Below are 17,098 nucleotides of genomic sequence, written 5' to 3'. Positions count from 1 at the left end.
ATCCACGCTCCGCAGTCGCTACGCCGCGCTGACGAAAAAGCGCCGGGACCGAAGTCCCGGCGCTTTGCGTTGCGTATCGACCACGCCGAACGCCGCCGCGGTTACTTCTTGCAGCGCGCCGCGTCCGAGCCTTCCGGCAAGCCCACGTTCACCGCTTCCCAAGCGCAGGCCACGGTCTTGACCGCGCTGGCCTTGAGCAGGCCGCGGTCGACCAGGTCCTGGGCCGCGGTCTGGGTCGCCACGCGCGCGTCCGGATAGCTCGCCTGCGAGGTCAGGTACAAGGTGTTGGCGCGGTACCAGATCTGCCCGGCGACCACCGGCGTCAGGCCCTTCAGGCCGGTCGCGCCGTTGCACACCAGGTCGGACGGCAGCAGGCTCTTGCGGTGCGACTTGGGCACCTTCTGGCCTTCGGCGAGCAGGTAGAAGAAGTGGTTGCCGATGCCGGAGGTGTAGTGCGGATCCTCGTCGGCGAAGCCGGCCGCCGGATAGCAGTCGAACGAGCCGTTGCCGTCGGCGTCCTTGTCCAGGCTCGGCTTGAACATGTAGCGCAGCGGCGTGCCGTCGAGGTTGACGTTCTCGCCGATCAGATAATCCGGCGGATCCTTCGGGCTGTTGTCGAAGAACTCGACCAGGGTGCCGTGGATGTCGGAGGTCGCTTCGTTGAGGCCGCCGGCGTCGCCGGAATACAGCAGGCCCGAGGTCGCCTGGGTCACGCCATGCGACATCTCGTGGCCGGCCACGTCGATCGCCACCACCGGGTTGGACACGCCGTAGTCGCCGTTGCCGTAGACCATGCGCTTGGCCTCGCCGTCCCAGAACGCGTTGGTGCCGCCGATGTCGAAGAAGAAATAGCTGAAGGTGACGTTGACGAAGCTCTGCACGCCGACGCCGTCGCCGAAGATGCCCAGGCGGTCGTAGAACTTCTTGTAGTAGTCCCAGGTGCGGGCCACGCCGTAGTGGGCTTCCACGCCGGTGCGCGCGACGTTGCTCATCTGCTCGTCGCCCCAGACGTTGTCGGCGTCGAACATCGCCGGCGCGCTGAAGTCGCCGCCGCCGAAGATCAGGTCGACCACGGTGCCGCCGGTGTCGTGGGTGGTGCCGCCGCCGCGCTTGTCGTCGCGCAGCAGGTAGCCCGGGCCGCGGCCGCCGCTTTCCTCGGCGCCGACCTTGGCGGTGGTGATGTTCACCTTGCCGCGGGTGATGGTGTAGCCGCTGGTTTCGGTGCTTTCGGCGCTGTAGATGCGGCTGTCGCGGCCGAGCAGGCCGCCGTTGTCGGCATCGACGTAGATCAGGTCGTGGACCGGGCGCTGCGCCTGGTTGAGGCCGCGGAAGGTGACTTCATAGGCCAGCCTGGGCTGGTTGTCCTTGGCGAAGTAGACCATGCGCGACTTGGGCTGCTCGAGGAAGCGCCCGGCGAAGTGCACGCCGGCGTCGGCGATGGCCTGCGCGGAGGAAAGCCTGGCGTTGGGCGCGGCGCCGTTGTTGCCGAGGGCGAGGTCGAGCGTCTTGCTGATCGAGGTCAGCAGGCCGTTCCTGGCGTGGGTGACCAGGTCGCCGCCGATCACCGGCAGGCCCTGGTAATCGCGCTGGAAGCGCACGTGCTCGCTGCCGTCGGCTTCGACGATCACGTCGCGCGGCCGATAGCTTTCCGCGGCCAGCGCGGCGCCGGCGTCGGCGCCGGACAGGCCGTGCGCGGCGGCGCTGCGGGCCTTGTCGGCCTGCAGCAGTTCGCGTGCGCGCTGCACCGCCGGGTGGTTGTCCAGCTGCGCCTGCGGCGTCGCGCCCGAGCGCGCGCTGGCGTCGGCGAAAGGCTGCTGCAGCGTGGCGTGCGCGGCCGGCGCGTGCGCGTTGCGCTGCGCGGCGGCGTTGGCGGCTTGCGCGCCGGCGCTGCGAGTGGCGTTGCCCGCATCGGCGCCGGCATTGCGCTGCGCGGTGATCAGCGCAGTCGCGGTGGTGCCGGTGATGGCCAGCAGGATCGATGCGGTGAGCACCTTGTGCTTGATCGACATAACCTTGGGTCTCCGAGTCATGCAAAGCGAAAAGAGAAAAGAACGCAAAATCGCCGCCGCGCCTTGCTGCGCGGTTACGGCGGTACTGCACAACGGCAGGGAGTCGGTGCGGCCGCGGCGGCGCGTCTTACGACGAGTGAAGGCGCAGGCGCTGCAGCGTTTCCCCTTAGCTGCGAACGCGGCGGCATGCGCATCCCCCCACCTTGTCGGCGCGAAAGGCGCGCGCGGAATCGAAGAAGTGAGATGCGCGTCTAAGAGCGCGATGCTCGATCGACGACGAACGTTTCGTCTTCGCCCTGTAGGAGCGGCGCGAGCCGCGACTGCGGCATCGCAACTACGACGAACGTTTCGACGCGAGCGGAAACTGCGCGGTCGCGGCTTGCGCCGCTCCTACAAGGGCTGTCGATGCAACGCTCAGCGCATGGGCGCCGGCATGATGTGCGACAGGTAGATGCGGCTGTCTTCGAAGATGCGGATCGCCACCGCCCTGCGCAGCTGCATCGACAGGTCGAAGGCTTCGGCCTTGGCCGCGGCCGACGCCGAGGCCGCGTCGTCGAAGCGCGCCTCGGCCACGTCGCAGGACAAGGTGCGGCCGTGGTAGCTGGATTCGTTGAGTTGCACCGTGAAGACCATGACGCCCTGCGTGGATGGCGAACGATGAGGCCCCGGCCGCGCTTCGCCGTCCGCTCGCGACGGCGAACCCTCCCGTGGCCGGGCGGGCTGCCTGGCGAGCGCATCGGATGCGCTTCGGGGCGCGGCTAACTTGAACGAAGCCGCAGTCCTTCGCCCTCGGAAGACTCGCGGCTGCGCTGTAGGAAATGTCTGATCGGGCCGTCGGCCATCGCCTCGCGGCGCCGTCGCCAACGACTGAACGCCGCCTGTAACCGCCGGCGGCTCCGAGACTTTCGGCGGATCAAGCGCGACGGCGGCGGTCTTACCTTGACCGCTCCCGCGTCGCCGCGGCCGTGAAGGACCGACCATGCCCGCCCTCGCCAGCACCACGGCCGCGCCGCCCGCCCGCCCTCGCCGGCGTTCGCGCCGCCGCGCGTGGCTGGGCTGGGCCTTGCTGCTGGCGTGGGCGGCTGCGCCAGCGACGCCCGGCGCGGGCACGGTCATCCTGGTCGCCGGCGAACTCGAGGCGCAGGCGCTGCCTCAGCCGCCCGGCCAGAACGGGCCGCCGAGCCAGAGCCAGCGCGCCATCCAGGCGCTGACCAAGGCGATGAGCACGGTCAAGGGCAAGCCGATGCGCAGGAAATCGCTGAAGCGGTACTGGCCCGGGCCGAGGATGAGAAGGTTGCCGTGGTGACCGATCGGGGTCAGGAACGCGACCACCGCGCCGAGCGCGGTGCACACCACGAACGGCGTCGCCGGCTGGCCCAGCGACTGCGCCAGCGAAATCGCGATCGGCCCCAGCAGCACCGTCGTCGCCGCGTCCGACAGGATCTGGGTCAACAGCGCCGCGACCGTGAACATCACCAGCAAGATCGCCAGCGGCGGCCAGCCGGCGATCACGTGCAGCATGCCCTGGGCCAGCAGTTGCGCGGTGCCGGTCTGCTCCATCGCCACGCCCAGCGGGATCACGCCGGCGATCATCACGAAGATGCGCACGTCGATCTCGCGATAGGCCTGTTCGACATCGACGCAGCGCGTGGCCACCATCGCCACCGCGCCGAGCAGGAACGCCAGCGGCGCCGGCAGCCATTCGGTCGCCGCGGCGAGCACGGTCGCGGCCAGGATCGCCAGCGCGATCGGCGCGCGCACGCGCCGGCGCGCTTCGCCGGCGAACGGCACCAGCATCAGGAAGCCGTGGTGCGCGGCCAGTTCGGCGAAGCGCGCCGGCCGGCCCCACAGCACCAGCAGGTCGCCTTCGCGCAGGCGCGCGTCGGCCAGGCGCGGCGCGACCGCGCCCTGGCGCCGCCACAGGCCGGCGATGACCGCGTTGAACCGGCGGGCGAAGTCGAGCTCGCGCACGCTGCGGCCGATGAATTCCGACCCCGGCGCGACCAGCGCCTGCACCAGCTGCGCCTCGCCGTCGCCCTGGGCGTGTTCGCCGAAGCGCGCGACCGCGTTGAGGTCGAGGCCGGGATCGTCGTGCAGCGAGGCCAGCGCGTCGGCCGAGGCCTCCACCAGCAGGAGGTCGCCGCTGATCAGCGGGCTGCTCGGGCCGAGGTCCTGCCGGCGCACGCCGTCGCGCAGCCAGCCGGTCAGCACGAAGCGGTCGCCGAGCGCCTTCTGCAGTTCCGCCAGCGGCCGCGTGCTCCAGCGCGAGCCGTCCACCACCAGCAGCTCGGTGCGGTAGCGGTCCAGGCGCAGATAGCCGTCGTCGCCGTGCTCGCCGCTGCGCTTGGGCAGCATCCAGCGCGCGGCCAGCATGTACAGCACGCCGACCACGACCAGGGCCAGGCCGATCGGGGTGATCGAGAAGATGCCCAGGCCCGGCGCGCCGGTGCGTTCGATCAGGTTGTCGGCGAGCAGGAACGCCGGCGCGCTGACCAGCGTGAGCGTGGTGCCGAGCGAGGCGGCGAACGACATCGGCATCAGCAGGCGCGAGGCCGACAGGCCGCGCGACTTCGCGAACCTCGTCAGGATCGGCAGCATCATCGCCGTGACCATGACGTGGTGGGTGAACGAGGACAGCGCCGCCACCGCCGGCATCGTCACCGCGATCGCGCGGCCCTCGCTGCGGCCGGCGGCGCGGCCGATCCATTGGCCCAGGCGCTCGGTGATGCCGGTCGCGGCCAGGCCGCCGGAGATCACGAACACCGCCGCGACGATGATCGCCGGTTCGCTGGCGAAGCCCGACAGCGCCTGCTTGGCGTCGAGCACCCCGGTCAGCACCAGCGCCAGCAGGGTCAGCATGGCGGTGACGTCGACCCGCAGCCGTTCGCTGACGAACAGGTACAGGGCGCCGGCCAGGATCAGGAGGAACGCGATCTGGGAAAAGTCCATGCGCACGATTGTGCGGGACGTGGCCGTGTCCATGCCGTGTGCGCCGTCCACCCTGCCGTCACGGATGCATTGGCTACACTTTCCGGCCAATTCGCCGCCGATGGCCGACGCTGCGCTCCGATCCGACCCTGATCCGATGAACCTGCCGCATCCCCTGCCGACCGCTGCGCAGGCCGGAAACGACCCGGCGCAGGACGATCGTTTCCGTCTGGCGATGACCGCGTCGAACATCGGCATGGCCATCGTCTCGCCCGACGGGGTCTGGCTGGAGGTCAATCCGGCGCTGTGCGCGATGCTGGGCTACCGCGAAGAGCAGTTGCGCGGGCACCACTACAGCGAAGTCACCCACCGCGACGATCTGGCGATCAGCCAGAACCTGGTCGCGGCCCTGGTCAGCGGCGAGCTGGCCTCGGTCGACGAGCACAAGCGCTACGTCCATGCCGACGGTTCGGACGTGTGGGTGCAGCTCAACGTGGCGGTGATGCGCGCCGACGACGGCGCGCCGCAGTATTTCATCGCGCACATGCGCGACATCCGCGGCGAGCGCGAGGCCGGGATCGCGCTGAGCGCGCGCGTGGCCGAGCACGGCGCCGCGCTGGACGCCTCGCACCGGCAATTGCAGCTGTTCGCCGACGCGGTCGCCCACGACCTGCGCGCGCCGCTGCGTTCGATCGAAAGCTTTTCCGCGCTGCTGGCCGACCGCGCCGGCGAGCGCCTGAACGAAACCGACCGCGATTACCTGGCCCGGATCCGCGCCGCCGCCACCCGCATGACCGGGCTGCTGGCGATGCTGACCGAGCTGTCGCACGTGACCCGCGCCGAGATGCGGATCGCGCCGGTGGACCTGAGCCTGCTCGCCGACTGGGTCGGCGCCGAGCTGCAGGACGCCGACCCGTCGCGCCGCGGCGAGGTCCAGGTGCAGCCGGGGCTGCAGGTCGAAGGCGACGAACGCCTGCTCAAGCTGATGCTGACCCAGCTCATGCACAACGCCTGGAAGTTCTCGGCGCTGGCGGCCGAGGCGGACGCGCCGGTGCGGATCGAGGTCGGCGGCGAGACCCGCGACGGCACGCTGGCGCTGAGCGTGCGCGACCACGGGAGCGGTTTCGACATGCGTTATGCTCACAAGCTGTTCGAGCCCTTCCAGCGCCTGCACGGGCCGGACCAGGGCGGCGGCCACGGCCTGGGGCTGGCGATCGCGCGGCGGGTCGCCGAGCGCCACCGCGGCCGCATGCGCGCCCACGCCGAGCCGGGCGCGGGCAGCACGTTCACAGTCGAGTTGCCGCTCGTGTCGAGAGGCGAGGAAAACGTTGATGCATAAGGAAATCCTGCTGGTCGAGGACAATCCCGACGACGTCGAGCTGACCCGGCTCGCGTTCGACGAGGCCAAGATCGCCAACAGGCTGGTGGTGATGGGCGACGGCGCCGAGGCGCTGGATTACCTGTTCGCTCGTGGCCGTTACTCCGACCGCGACCCCAACGACCTGCCGTCGATCGTGCTGCTGGACCTGAACCTGCCCAAGGTCGACGGCCGCGAAGTGCTGCAGGCGATCCGCGCCCACGAGCCCACCCGGACCCTGCCGGTGGTGGTGCTGACCACCAGCACCGAGCCGTTCGATGTCGAAGCCAGCTATGCGCTCGGGGTCAACAGCTACATCCAGAAGCCGGTGGATTTCGAGCAGTTCGTCTGGGCAGTCAAGCAGGTCGGGCTGTACTGGCTGGTGCTGAACCACCCGCGCAATCCCTGAGCCGGGCGCCGCGTTCGCGGCGTGGCCGCGGCCGGTGGCTCCGAAGCTTCGCGCCGGCGTCGCCGGACAGGGTCTCGTGGCGGTGTCCGCGGCTGGCGCCTTGGTCGCGCGGCCACCCGCAGTCCCGGTCGCTCTCGCCTGGCCCGGCGCCGATCGGCCATCCTGAAGAACCGCCTCGGCGCTGCCTGTCAGGCGGTTTTTTTGTGCCTTGGATATGGCAATAGCACGCCGCCGAGCACAGCTCCTCCAGCCAGCATGTCCGCGCGGGCACATCCGCGTTCGATAGGCGTATTGCGTCCACATCGGTGTCGAGGCCGTGACGGCCTGCGCCCGCGCCCTGTCGGCGCAGCCGGACGCCTCCAGCCCGCCGGTGCGCGGCGGGCCGCCACGAAGGGACGCCCGCATTGATGCGCGATACTCCGGAGCAACGCTTGAAGGCCGGTTCGGTCGGTTGGCTGCAGATCCTGGCCCTGGTGTTCGCCACCACCGGGCCGCTGATCGGCCTGGTCGGTGCGGTGCCGGTGGCGCTGACCCAGGGCAACGGCATCGGCATGGCCGGCTGTTTCCTGCTCGCCGGCCTGGTCTATCTGGTGTTCGGCGCCGGCTTCGCGGCCTTGACCCGGCAGGTGGCGGACGCCGGCGCCTTCTACGCCTGCGTCGCGCGCGGCCTGTCGCGCCCGGCCGGATTGATCGCGGCCGGGCTGGCGACCACGGCGTACATGGCCTTGCAACTGTGCTGCTACGGCCTGATCGGCTTCTTCATGGCCCAGCTCAGCCAGGACGTGTGGGGCGAAGGCCTGCCGTGGTGGTTCAACGCCTTGCTGGTCAACGCCGTGGTGCCGTTCTGCGCGCAGCGCAACCTGGCCTTCGCCGCGCGCCTGCTCGGCGTCCTGGTCCTGGCCGAATTCGTGGTGTTGGCCGCGTTCGCCGCGTCGGTGCTGTGGCACGGCGGCGGGCCGGAAGGCCTGAGCGCGCAGCCGTTCGCGCCGGCGCAGGTGTTCTCGGCCGGCTTCGGCGCGGCGATGGTGTTCGCGGTGGCGGCCTTCGCCGGCTTCGAGACCGCGGCGGTCTACGGCGAGGAAGCGCGCGCGCCGCAGCGCACCGTGCCGCGCGTGCTGTTGGTGGCGATCCTCGCCGTCACCGCGACCCTGGCCGGATCGGCCTGGGCGCTGATCGCGGCCTACGGCCCCGGCGAAGTCGTCGACGCGGCCGCGCGCGACCCCGGCGCGTTGTGGTTCTCGGCGGTGTCGCGGTTCTTGTCGCCGGACTTGAGCACGGCGATGGCGGTGCTGCTGATGACCAGCCTGTTCGCGTCCATCGTCGGTCTGCAGAACGCGGTCTCGCGCTATCTCTATGCGTTGGGCCGCGACGGCGCGATCTGGCCGGTGCTGGCGCAGATGCATCCGCAGCACGAGACGCCCTACATCGCCAATCTGGCCCAGGCGTCGGTGTCGATCCTGGCGTTGGCGGGGTTGGGACTGGTCGAAAACGATCCGCTGCGCATCGCCTTGGGCTCGGCGTCGGCGCTGGCGGTGATCGCGTTGCTGAGCGCGCAGATTCTGGTCAGCGCCGCGGTGATCGGTTTCTTCCGCGGCCGCGGCGGCGGCGTGTGGAGCACCCGGATCGCGCCGGCGGCGAGCGCGCTGGCGTTGTCGGCGCTGCTGTGCACGGTCTTGCTCAACCTGCCTTCGCTGACCGGCGGCAGCGCGGCCGCGGCCTGGACGATCGCGATCGCGCTGCTGGCGCTGGCCGGCGCCTGCGCGTTGCGCGCCTGGACGATGAAGCGCCGCGACCCGGCCGCCTACGCGCGGCTCGGCGGCGCGCGCTGACGGCCGCCGCGGCGCGCGTCAGCCGGCGGCGAACAAACGCTCGGCGCGCTGGAACAGGATCCAGCTGGTGGCGATGTACTTGTCGCCGCCCTTGGGCCGGTTGCCGCGGTGGGTGTGGGTGAACGCCGCCGGCGCGATCAGCAGGTCGCCGGCGCGCGGGACGATCTTGCGGCGTTGATACAGGAACTCGGTCTCGCCTTCGCCGAAGCCGTCGTTGAGGTAGATCGTCCACAGCACGTGGCGGTGCAGGGTGTCGGCGTGGGCGTCGCGCGGGTACAGCTCGCAATGCCAATAGGGATAGCCGCCGCGGCCGTCGGTGTAGCGCTGCAGGTTGATCGCGCCGGGGCGGAACACGGTCTGCGCGATCGGCGCGAGCTGGGCGTCGTCCATCTGCGCCATGCGCTCGGCGGTGAGGCGATGGCGCTTGCCCTGCGCGTCGGGCGCTTCCAGCATCAGCGGCGCGATCATCATGTGCGGATAGCGGCGCAGGTATTGCAGCAGGCCGCGGAACACCGCCAGGTTCAGCGCGACTTCGACGTCCTTCCAGCCCTCGCGCCCGGTGATGGTGAGGTCGCGGCTGTCCTTGAGGTCGGGCATCACCCCGCCGCCGACGCGGCCGGGTTCGCTCTCGCGGCTGGCGTCGAAGCGCCGCACCAGGTCGGCGCATTGCTCGCGGGTCAGCACCTGCGGATAGACCTCGATGAAATCGTCGCCGCCGGTGGCGGCGGCGGGCAGGGCGTCGCGGGCGGCGTCGGGTGCGTGCGAAGACATGGAACCAACCTGAAGGGACGGGGCGGATAAGACACAAACGCGCGACGGCGGCGTCGCCCCATCCTCGCATGCGCGAATGCGGTTGCGAAAACGCAACGCGGCGGCGGCGCGCTCCCCGGGGGCGCCGGCAAAGGCGGGGGAGGAGCACGGGCGCCGCTGGGGCGGCGGCGAGCCGAGCGGGAGGCGGTGTTGCGGCCGTGCGTCGGGGGCGAGCGAGGTGTCCCGCGGCGGCACCGGTCAGGCGCCGACGATCGCAGCGGAATCGCTTTGGGATCAATCGCTTGCAAATCGGGTGCGAGACCGCGGCGGGAACTCTCGCCGGCCGTGCGCTGCGCTGTCGGTGTTTCGAGCTATCCCGCCCCGGTTCGTTCTGAGCGCGGGCGCGGCAGCGCTTGCGGGCGATGGCGTCGCGCTGTGCCCGGGGTGGACGCAGCGTCCACCCCGGTCTTCTGCGCTCACAGCTTTTCCCAGCGGTCCTTGATCTCTTCGCAGGCCGCGGCCAGATCGCCCAGCCGGCGTTTTCTGGCCTTGGGCGCGGTGTGGATCCTGCGCGTGGCGATATCCACCACATAACAGCGCGAAGAGCGGACCAGCCCGGGCGCGGACAGGTTGCGCTCCAGATGGGTCTGCATCGCAGTGGCGACGTAGTTGCCGCCTTTCTCGTCCAGCGGCTGGCTCCTGGAAAAATGCAGCTTGACGCAGCCGACCACGGCCAGCGAGCGCGGATCCAGCAGCAGCGCGTCCGGACGCGCGACCACGCGCACGCCGGCCAGCTCGACCGCGTCGGAACAGCGCGCATCGGCCGAGACCGCGATCAGGTCGTCGAGCTTCATCGCGCCGCGGATTTCGACGAAGGTGTCGATGGCCGCGGCGGAATGGGCGCGGTCGTGCATCGCGAACTGCGACCCGCCCGGATCCCGCCGCAAGCCTTCGGCGAAATCGCGCGCCCGCGTTTCGCCGGCCGCGCCCGAGGCGATGAGGCAGGAGATCGCGTCGCGCGCGTCCCGGTAGCGGGCGGCCTTGAACGCCGGCCGGTTCTTCTGGTCCTTGACGATCTGCCGCCGCCGGGCCGGCGTGGCCGTCATGTATTCGCCGAGCTTGTTGACCGAAATGCGAGGATCCATCCTGTGCTGCCTCCCTGTATCGGTGATCGCGCTGGTAGAGCGTAGTCGATGGCGGTCTCCTCGCTTGCGACTTCCTGGCTCCCGCGCTTGCCTTGCGGTCGTGTCGACCGACTCCGGCACAGGCGCCCATCGCGCGCCGTCGTCGGATAGGACGGCGCGGGCGTTCGCGCCCCGCATTTGCCGGGCGCAGCGGCGACGCCTACACCGGGCGGACGATTTCGGTCCGAACGAAGCCGAGGATGCGGCGATCGTAGTCGCGTTCGCGACGGGCGATCGCGCCGCCGTTGACCTGATTGCCGGCGATCGTGGCAGCGGTGTTGAACTCGATCGTCTTGAGCTTGTCTGCGATCGCGTCCTCGACCAGTCCGACATGATCGGGAACGCCGTCGGCATCCCAATCGAAGATCACCAGCCAACCAGGCTTGGGACGGGTGTCGTGCTTGAGCGCCGTGGCTCGCGACAGCCAGCGTCGCTTGCCCATGGCGACGTACAGCATGTCCTGGACGCTCGGCGAGGGATAGAAATGATGGCGGTCGATATCCCCAAGATGATTGCGCAGCACCGCCGAAGAAAAGCTCCGCGCGCCGGCTTGTCTGGCGTACACCATCGCGGCGACGTAAGACACGCCCGCGGCGCAGAAGGGCACTGATTTTCCGTTTTCCCATTTGAACGGCAAGTCGAACAGGGCGAGCATCCGGGAGATATCGTCCTCGTTGGCGCTGCGGGTCATGTTCAAGTAGCCGGCCGATGCCGCCAACAGGCTGTCCGGGAATTTTTCGATGCGCGGTTCGAAGGCGGCTTTCGTCTGTCCCGACACCCACTGCTGGACTTTGAGCGGATCGAAGGAAAGCGATTCGGAATCTCCGTGAGGATCGCCGCATTGGTTCTCGGTACCGAAGTCGGACGACCCGGTGGCGGCGGCGTCCTGGCCGGGTTGCCCGACGCCGCCGGCGAGCGCGGCGGAGGGGGAAAGTACTGCGGCGGCGGCGGCCGCACCGGCGAGGATGAAATCGCGTCGGCTGTATCCGTTCATTGCACAATCTCCTTGGGTTCCGCCCGGAAGACGAATTCGTTCGGGCAGGTCTTGTAGGCGTCCAGCGCGTCGAGATCCTGCAACGTGAGGTCGCGGAAGCGATCGTCGGCGACGCGTCCGAAATGCAGGAGCTGGATGTCGTACTGCCCGCGTTTGAAGCCTTGGTCGATGATCCGAAGGGGAACGCCGTTCTGTATCAGCCCTCGCGCGGCGGCCTTGACCACCGCGACGGGCGCGCCGCGACGGCAAGCGATGCCGTTGGTGCGCGTGGTTTGCGCGAGCACCGGGCGAGTGCTCAGATAGGGAAGCCTCGCGTTCTTCATGGCCGCCAGGACCTTGTCGCCGTCGGCCTCCTTGCGGAAGTAGATCAGTTGGTACCTGGGATCCGGCCATCCGTCGCTTTCGCTGCGAGGCGGATCGCGGTCGATCAGGTACTGCAGGCCTGCGCTGCGGATGTGGTCGGCCGCCTTCTCTTTCATTGCCGGGTCGTAGCGGAACATCGGGTCGCCGCGATCGTCGCTGATGCTTCCGCCCTTGATCGGTATGTATCCGGTGTTCGGCGTGGTTTGCGGGCCCTGGCTGTTGGCCACGACATGCCGGACATAGGCGGCGAGTTCGGAACCGCGCACGATCCCGTCGGTCGGCATCAGGTCGGCGTAGCCGCTGATGCCCAATAGCAACGCTGGCAGAAAGATGCTCGGGCTCGGCGTCTCCTGTCCCGCGTCGCCGGCGGTCAAGAACCATTTGGCGGGTTGGCTGGCCGCTTCGAAGTCGACGACGCTGGTGGAGGTCGGCATGGCGATGGCCGACTTGTTGGTGAAGAACGACGCGGAATAGCAGGCGTCGACCACCACCAGCAAATGCCGGGTTTTGACGCGGCGGGTCAGCTCGATCATCCGCTCGGACGAAAAGCCCTGGCGCTTTGCGGCGTTCTCGTCGGTGCGAGGATTGACGCTTTCCACCGCGGCGAAGTAACCGTGATTGTCTCGATCGACCCAGCCATGGCCGCTCAGGAACACCAGCAAGCGGTTGTTTCCGTTCTTTCCGTACTGGTCGAAGAAACGGCCGACTTCGCTCAACCCGCCGTCGCCGCCAGCGGTCGGATCGCAGACCATCCTGACTTTGAAGCCCTGCGCGGCCAAGGCGTCGGCGAGATCGCCCGATTCGATCTTCACATCCGGCAGTTTTCTCAGGATCTGGTAGTCGCTGGCGCCGACGATGAGCGCGTAGCTTCCGTCGTAAAGACGCTTGTCGATTTTCTTTCCGCCATAGTCGACGGGAATGGACAAGGGTTTGCTTTCCCCGATCTCTGCGCAGACTGAGGCATTGGCTGGGGCGAATGCCGATGACAGCATCAGCGACGCCGCGATCAGAAAGGTACGCATGTGTCCCCCTTTGTCGTCCATGAGGAAGCGGTCCGCTCCCGAGCGCACGCGCGCCTACTGTCGCGAACGCCGCTCAGGTGGCGGACCGGTCACGCGATCGGATAAAAACAGACGGACGGGCGAGGAGGCAGAAATTACATGCGAAAAATACGGACGCGATGCTATGTCCGGCGTCGCGCGAATCGATGAGTCTTCGATGAGACAGAAACCTACCGCGGGCAGACCGAGCCCGTATCCGCGGTTTCTTCCTCCACACCCCGCATCCCCAACCGCTGCATCAACCGATACAGCGTCACCCGCGACACGTCCAGCTCGCGCGCCGATTCGCCGAGCCGGCCGCGATTGCGCTGCAGCGCGCGTTCGATCGCTTCGCGGGTGGCGGTGTCGCGGGCTTCTTCCAGGGTGGTCGGCGCGGCGATCACGGCGTCGTCGATCTGCAGGTCGGCGGCGGTGAGGTAGCGACCTTCGGCCATGACCACGGCCTGGCGCACGCGGTTGATCAGTTCGCGCACGTTGCCCGGCCAGCTGTGGCGATGCAGGGCGAGCCGCGCGCACGGCGAGAAGCCCTTGATGCCGCGCGAGGTTTCGCGGGCGTAGCGCTGCAGGGCGTGGTCGGCGAGCAGGTCGATGTCGGCGCCGCGTTCGCGCAGCGGCGGTTGGCGCAGGCGCAGCACGCACAGGCGGTGGTAGAGGTCGGCGCGGAACCTGCCTTCGGCGACGGCCTGGTCGAGATCGTGGCGGGTGGCCGAGACGATGCGCACGTCGACCGGCACCGGCTCGTGGCCGCCGAGGCGTTCGATCGTGCCTTGCTGCAGGAAGCGCAGCAGCGCGGCCTGGCTGTCCGCCGGCAGGTCGCCGATTTCGTCGAGGAACAAGGTGCCGCCGTGGGCCATCTCGATCCGGCCGGGCTTGCGTTGCTGCGCGCCGGCGAAGGCGCCGCGTTCGTAGCCGAACAGTTCCGACTGCATCAGAGGGTGCGCGATCGCGCCGCAGTTGATCGCCACGAACGGCTGGCGCGCGCGGTGCGAGTGGCGATGCACCGCCATCGCCGCCAGTTCCTTGCCGGTGCCGGTCTCGCCGGCGATGAACACCGGCGCGTCGGTGCCGGCGGCCTTGTGCAGGCCACGGCACAGCGCGCGGATCGGTTCGCTGTCGCCGATCATGCCGTCCAGGCCGGTTTCGCCAGGGCCGCCGTGGCCGTCGGCGCCGCAGGCCAGCGCGGCCATGCCGTAGGCGTGGCCGATCACGGTGTGCAGCACCGCCTCGGGGCACGGCAGGGTCACGTAGTCGTAGCAGTAATCGCGGATCAGCCGGCGGGTCGGCTCGTGTTCGAGCTGGGTGGCGGCGATGCCGGCGATCCAGCCGGCGTTGTGCGCGGCCAGGGCCGGGCCGAGGTCGTCGAGGTCGCGCGCCTGGAAGCCTTCGCGCAGGTCGATCAGCACCGCATGCGGCAGGCGCGGGCTGGATTGCAGCTGGCGCAGCGCGGCGCGGGCGTCGTGGGCGCGGCGCAGGGTCCAGCCGAGGTTCTGCAACGGCGCCAGCGCGTGCATGCGGCCGGCGCCGCCGGGGCTCAGATAGAGCAGTTCGCGTGCGCTGTCGCTGCCCAATGCGGACGATCTGGCGCTGCCCGGCCGGGGGGCGGCGTAGCGCGGCGCCCGATCGCTATGGATCCCGTTGGCCATGATTTTTTATCCCCGCGCGCGCAAAAAGAATGCGCGAATGCTCCCTGTTATTACTCCAACGCAGTGCCCGGCGGAAGCCGGCCAGCGACGGCCGGTCGTAGCATCCGAATGCGTTTTTGGTGAGTCTCTTTAAGCCGATGCAGGCAGGGGCTACATCTTGTGGGCGATGCGTGCGAAGGGCGCATTGGATCGTGCCAGTCGGTGCCGGCCGGGCCCGATCCGGGTCGGGTCGGCGCAGCCGGCGCGTGCGCGCCGGCCGGGAGCGCGGCGGCGAAGGCGGGCCGCCGCGCGTGCGCGGGTTACGGCTGTTCGGCGTCGAACTCGTGGTGGTAGCGCACCGCGGTTTCGACTTCGTGCTTGCTGCCCAGGAACACCGGCACGCGCTGGTGCAGGCCGGTGGGCTGCACTTCCAGCATGCGCTGGCGGCCGGTGCTGGCGGCGCCGCCGGCCTGTTCGACCAGCATCGCCATCGGGTTGGCTTCGTACATCAGGCGCAGCTTGCCGCCCTTGTCGGCGCACTTGGCGTCGAGCGGATAGCTGAAGATGCCGCCGCGGGTCAGGATGCGGTGCACGTCGGCGACCATCGAGGCCACCCAGCGCATGTTGAAGTCCTTGCCGCGCGGGCCTTCCTTGCCGGCCAGCAGGTCGGCGACGTAGCGCTGCATCGGCGGCTGCCAATGGCGCTGGTTGGACATGTTGACCGCGAATTCCTTGGTGTCGTCGGGAATGCGCATGTCGCGCGTGGTCAGCACGAAGCTGCCGACCTCGCGGTCGAGGGTGAAGGCGTGGGTGCCGTGGCCGATGGTCAGCACCAGCATGGTGCTGGGGCCGTAGGTGGTGTAGCCGGCGCAGACCTGTTCGGTGCCGGCCTGCAGGAAATCCTTGTCCTCGGCCCGGGTCACGCCGTCGGGCGCGCGCAGCACCGAGAAGATCGTGCCGACCGAGATGTTGACGTCGATGTTGGACGAGCCGTCGAGGGGATCGAACAGCAGCAGGTAGTTGCCGCGCGGATAGACGTCGGGGATCGGGTGCGAGGTGTCCATTTCCTCCGAAGCCAGGCCGGCGAGGTGGCCGCCCCAGGCGTTGGCTTCGAGCAGGATCTCGTTGCTGAGCACGTCGAGCTTCTTCTGCGCCTCGCCCTGGATGTTGCCCGTGCCGGCATCGCCGAGCACGCCGCCGAGGGCGCCCTTGCCCACCGCGATGGAGATCGACTTGCAGGCGCGCGCGACCACTTCGATCAGCAGGCGCAGGTCGGCGTTGATGCGGCCGGCGCGCTGTTCTTCGATCAGGTAGCGGGTCAGGGAGATGGCGGAGCTGGGCGTGAGGACGGCGGACATGGCTCGGGCGCTGGCGCAGAGGGGGCGCCATTGTCGCCGATGTCGGCGCCGCGCCGGCGTGCGCGGGCGCCGGCGCGTTCAGTTTGGGTCGGGCGCGGGGTCGTCGTTCGCGTGCCGCGAATCGGCTTCGCTCTCGCCGAAGCGGCGGGCGATCTCGCCCGGGTCGCCGCCGGCGCGGACCGCGGCGCGGATGGCGACCCGGCGCAGGGCCACGACCACGCTCCAGGCCGAAGGGATCTCGATCGTGCCGGCGGCGCTGGCGCGTTCCAGCAGGCGCTGGCGCGCAGCCGCGCTGAGTTCCACGCCCAGCCGCGCGTGGCTGGCTTGGGCGCCGCGCGGCAGGTAGATGCGGCGGCCGCCGTGGCGCTGGACCAGGCGCAGCATCGCGGCGAAGCCGGACGCCGCGGCGATCTCCGCCGCGACCCACGGCAGCGCCGGCAGCGCTTCGTCCCGGTGCGCCTCGCAGTAGGCGACGAAGGCGTCGAACTCCGCGGTGCCGTCGGCCGGCATGCCGGCGAACGGGGACGGCGCGGTGCGGGAGCCGGAGTCATCGGACATGGCGGCGGGCGGCGGCGGCAACGGGCCGTCAGTGTCGCCGATTCGCGCCGCGCGCGCCGCGCGCACCGGCGCGCTATTGCCGCGATTCGGGCGTGCGCGCCGCCGCGTCGCCGCCACGCCCCTGCAGCGAATCGACTTCGCGGCGCAGATGGCGTTCGGTCACCCCGAACGCATGGGCGATCTCGCGCTGGTCGCAACCGGCGCGCAGCGCGGCGCGGATCGCGACCCGGCGCAGGGCCACGAACACGCCCCAGGCCGAGGGCACCTCGATGGTGCCGGCGGCGCTGGCGCGGTCGAGCAGGCGCCGGTGCGCGGCGGCGTCGAGTTCCAGACCCAGCCGCGCGGCGCAGGCGTTGCGGCCGCGCGGCAGGTAGACGCGGCGGCCGCCGTGGCGGTGCGCCAGCCGCAGCATCGCGGCGAAGCCGCAGGACTGGGCGACCTCCGCCGCGACCCACGGCAATGCCGCCAAGGCCTCGATGCGATGCGTCTCGCAGAACGCGCTCAAGGTCTCGAAGTCGTCGCTGTCCGGCGCCGGCAGGCCGGCGAAACAGGGCGGGGCCGCCGCAGCGGCGGAGGGAACGGACGAGGCGTGCAGGGTCATGTCGGCGATGAACGCGCGGGCGGCGGCGACGTGAAGCGGACCGGCGCGGCCGGCGCGCGCGCTGCGGCGGCGGCC

At 70.0% G+C, this 17,098-nt stretch carries 14 protein-coding genes; 3 read left to right on the top strand and 11 right to left on the bottom strand.

All coding sequences use genetic code 11. From position 1 onward, the window contains the following. Positions 1 to 101: 101 nt before the first annotated feature. The 3 genes from A7A76_RS13015 to A7A76_RS13005 form a co-directional block, all read right to left on the bottom strand. Positions 102 to 2,009: a M4 family metallopeptidase gene (locus tag A7A76_RS13015; RefSeq protein WP_206411585.1), complete on the bottom strand. Its 1,908-nt coding sequence runs from the start codon at positions 2,007 to 2,009 to the stop codon at positions 102 to 104. Positions 2,010 to 2,423: 414 nt separating this feature from the next. After that, positions 2,424 to 2,642 (bottom strand): hypothetical protein, encoded by a 219-nt coding sequence (locus A7A76_RS13010; protein ID WP_206411584.1) that lies wholly within the window; start codon positions 2,640 to 2,642, stop codon positions 2,424 to 2,426. 519 nt (positions 2,643 to 3,161) lie between these two features. Next, a complete protein-coding gene (locus tag A7A76_RS13005) occupies positions 3,162 to 4,958 on the bottom strand; it encodes an SLC13 family permease (protein ID WP_206411583.1) in 1,797 nt (598 codons plus the stop codon). A gap of 136 nt (positions 4,959 to 5,094) precedes the next feature. On the opposite strand from A7A76_RS13005, the gene A7A76_RS13000 reads away from it, so the two are divergent. The 3 genes from A7A76_RS13000 (at position 5,095) to A7A76_RS12990 (ending at position 8,532) form a co-directional block, all read left to right on the top strand. Beyond that, on the top strand, positions 5,095 to 6,276 hold the full coding sequence (locus tag A7A76_RS13000; RefSeq protein WP_206411582.1) for a sensor histidine kinase: 1,182 nt from the start codon (positions 5,095 to 5,097) through the stop codon (positions 6,274 to 6,276). Then, a complete protein-coding gene (locus tag A7A76_RS12995) occupies positions 6,269 to 6,703 on the top strand; it encodes a response regulator (protein ID WP_031374300.1) in 435 nt (144 codons plus the stop codon). Before A7A76_RS13000 ends, A7A76_RS12995 begins: the two co-directional genes overlap by 8 nt. A gap of 407 nt (positions 6,704 to 7,110) precedes the next feature. Continuing rightward, positions 7,111 to 8,532 (top strand): APC family permease, encoded by a 1,422-nt coding sequence (locus A7A76_RS12990; RefSeq protein WP_206411581.1) that lies wholly within the window; start codon positions 7,111 to 7,113, stop codon positions 8,530 to 8,532. Positions 8,533 to 8,550: 18 nt separating this feature from the next. Here the strand turns inward: A7A76_RS12990 and A7A76_RS12985 are convergent, their stop codons facing one another. The 8 genes from A7A76_RS12985 to A7A76_RS12950 all read right to left on the bottom strand — a co-directional run. After that, the gene (locus A7A76_RS12985) at positions 8,551 to 9,303 is read right to left on the bottom strand and encodes a 2OG-Fe(II) oxygenase (RefSeq protein ID WP_206411580.1); all 753 of its coding nucleotides are present in this window, start codon (positions 9,301 to 9,303) and stop codon (positions 8,551 to 8,553) included. Between the two features lie 455 nt (positions 9,304 to 9,758). Next, positions 9,759 to 10,427: a hypothetical protein gene (locus tag A7A76_RS12980; RefSeq protein WP_206411579.1), complete on the bottom strand. Its 669-nt coding sequence runs from the start codon at positions 10,425 to 10,427 to the stop codon at positions 9,759 to 9,761. 199 nt (positions 10,428 to 10,626) lie between these two features. Next, positions 10,627 to 11,460 (bottom strand): CHAP domain-containing protein, encoded by an 834-nt coding sequence (locus A7A76_RS12975; RefSeq protein WP_206411578.1) that lies wholly within the window; start codon positions 11,458 to 11,460, stop codon positions 10,627 to 10,629. Beyond that, positions 11,457 to 12,845, bottom strand: coding sequence for a caspase family protein (locus A7A76_RS12970; RefSeq protein ID WP_206411577.1), 1,389 nt, complete (start codon positions 12,843 to 12,845; stop codon positions 11,457 to 11,459). The genes A7A76_RS12975 and A7A76_RS12970 overlap by 4 nt, the downstream gene beginning before the upstream one ends. A 209-nt stretch (positions 12,846 to 13,054) precedes the next feature. Beyond that, positions 13,055 to 14,527 (bottom strand): sigma-54 dependent transcriptional regulator, encoded by a 1,473-nt coding sequence (locus A7A76_RS12965; protein WP_206411576.1) that lies wholly within the window; start codon positions 14,525 to 14,527, stop codon positions 13,055 to 13,057. A 299-nt stretch (positions 14,528 to 14,826) separates the two neighbouring features. Beyond that, a complete protein-coding gene (locus A7A76_RS12960) occupies positions 14,827 to 15,864 on the bottom strand; it encodes a class 1 fructose-bisphosphatase (RefSeq protein WP_206411575.1) in 1,038 nt (345 codons plus the stop codon). Positions 15,865 to 15,942: 78 nt separating this feature from the next. Continuing rightward, positions 15,943 to 16,422: a hypothetical protein gene (locus A7A76_RS12955; RefSeq protein WP_206411574.1), complete on the bottom strand. Its 480-nt coding sequence runs from the start codon at positions 16,420 to 16,422 to the stop codon at positions 15,943 to 15,945. A 73-nt stretch (positions 16,423 to 16,495) separates the two neighbouring features. Continuing rightward, on the bottom strand, positions 16,496 to 17,098 hold a 603-nt coding region (locus tag A7A76_RS12950; protein ID WP_206411573.1), incomplete at its 5' end, for a hypothetical protein.

The sequence above is a fragment of the Lysobacter enzymogenes genome (assembly GCF_017168095.1).
Classification (GTDB): domain Bacteria; phylum Pseudomonadota; class Gammaproteobacteria; order Xanthomonadales; family Xanthomonadaceae; genus Lysobacter; species Lysobacter enzymogenes_D.
Note: the sequence above shows the minus strand (reverse complement) of the source record. Positions and strands in the feature narration are given on the sequence as shown.

Bases quoted from the DNA above. Each gene is read 5' to 3' on its own strand.
- A7A76_RS13015 (WP_206411585.1), bottom strand. From the start codon at position 2,009: ATGTCGATCAAGCACAAGGTGCTCACCGCATCGATCCTGCTGGCCATC.
- A7A76_RS13010 (WP_206411584.1), bottom strand. From the start codon at position 2,642: ATGGTCTTCACGGTGCAACTCAACGAATCCAGCTACCACGGCCGCACC.
- A7A76_RS13005 (WP_206411583.1), bottom strand. From the start codon at position 4,958: ATGGACTTTTCCCAGATCGCGTTCCTCCTGATCCTGGCCGGCGCCCTG.
- A7A76_RS13000 (WP_206411582.1), top strand. From the start codon at position 5,095: ATGAACCTGCCGCATCCCCTGCCGACCGCTGCGCAGGCCGGAAACGAC.
- A7A76_RS12995 (WP_031374300.1), top strand. From the start codon at position 6,269: ATGCATAAGGAAATCCTGCTGGTCGAGGACAATCCCGACGACGTCGAG.
- A7A76_RS12990 (WP_206411581.1), top strand. From the start codon at position 7,111: ATGCGCGATACTCCGGAGCAACGCTTGAAGGCCGGTTCGGTCGGTTGG.
- A7A76_RS12985 (WP_206411580.1), bottom strand. From the start codon at position 9,303: ATGTCTTCGCACGCACCCGACGCCGCCCGCGACGCCCTGCCCGCCGCC.
- A7A76_RS12980 (WP_206411579.1), bottom strand. From the start codon at position 10,427: ATGGATCCTCGCATTTCGGTCAACAAGCTCGGCGAATACATGACGGCC.
- A7A76_RS12975 (WP_206411578.1), bottom strand. From the start codon at position 11,460: ATGAACGGATACAGCCGACGCGATTTCATCCTCGCCGGTGCGGCCGCC.
- A7A76_RS12970 (WP_206411577.1), bottom strand. From the start codon at position 12,845: ATGCGTACCTTTCTGATCGCGGCGTCGCTGATGCTGTCATCGGCATTC.
- A7A76_RS12965 (WP_206411576.1), bottom strand. From the start codon at position 14,527: ATGGCCAACGGGATCCATAGCGATCGGGCGCCGCGCTACGCCGCCCCC.
- A7A76_RS12960 (WP_206411575.1), bottom strand. From the start codon at position 15,864: ATGTCCGCCGTCCTCACGCCCAGCTCCGCCATCTCCCTGACCCGCTAC.
- A7A76_RS12955 (WP_206411574.1), bottom strand. From the start codon at position 16,422: ATGTCCGATGACTCCGGCTCCCGCACCGCGCCGTCCCCGTTCGCCGGC.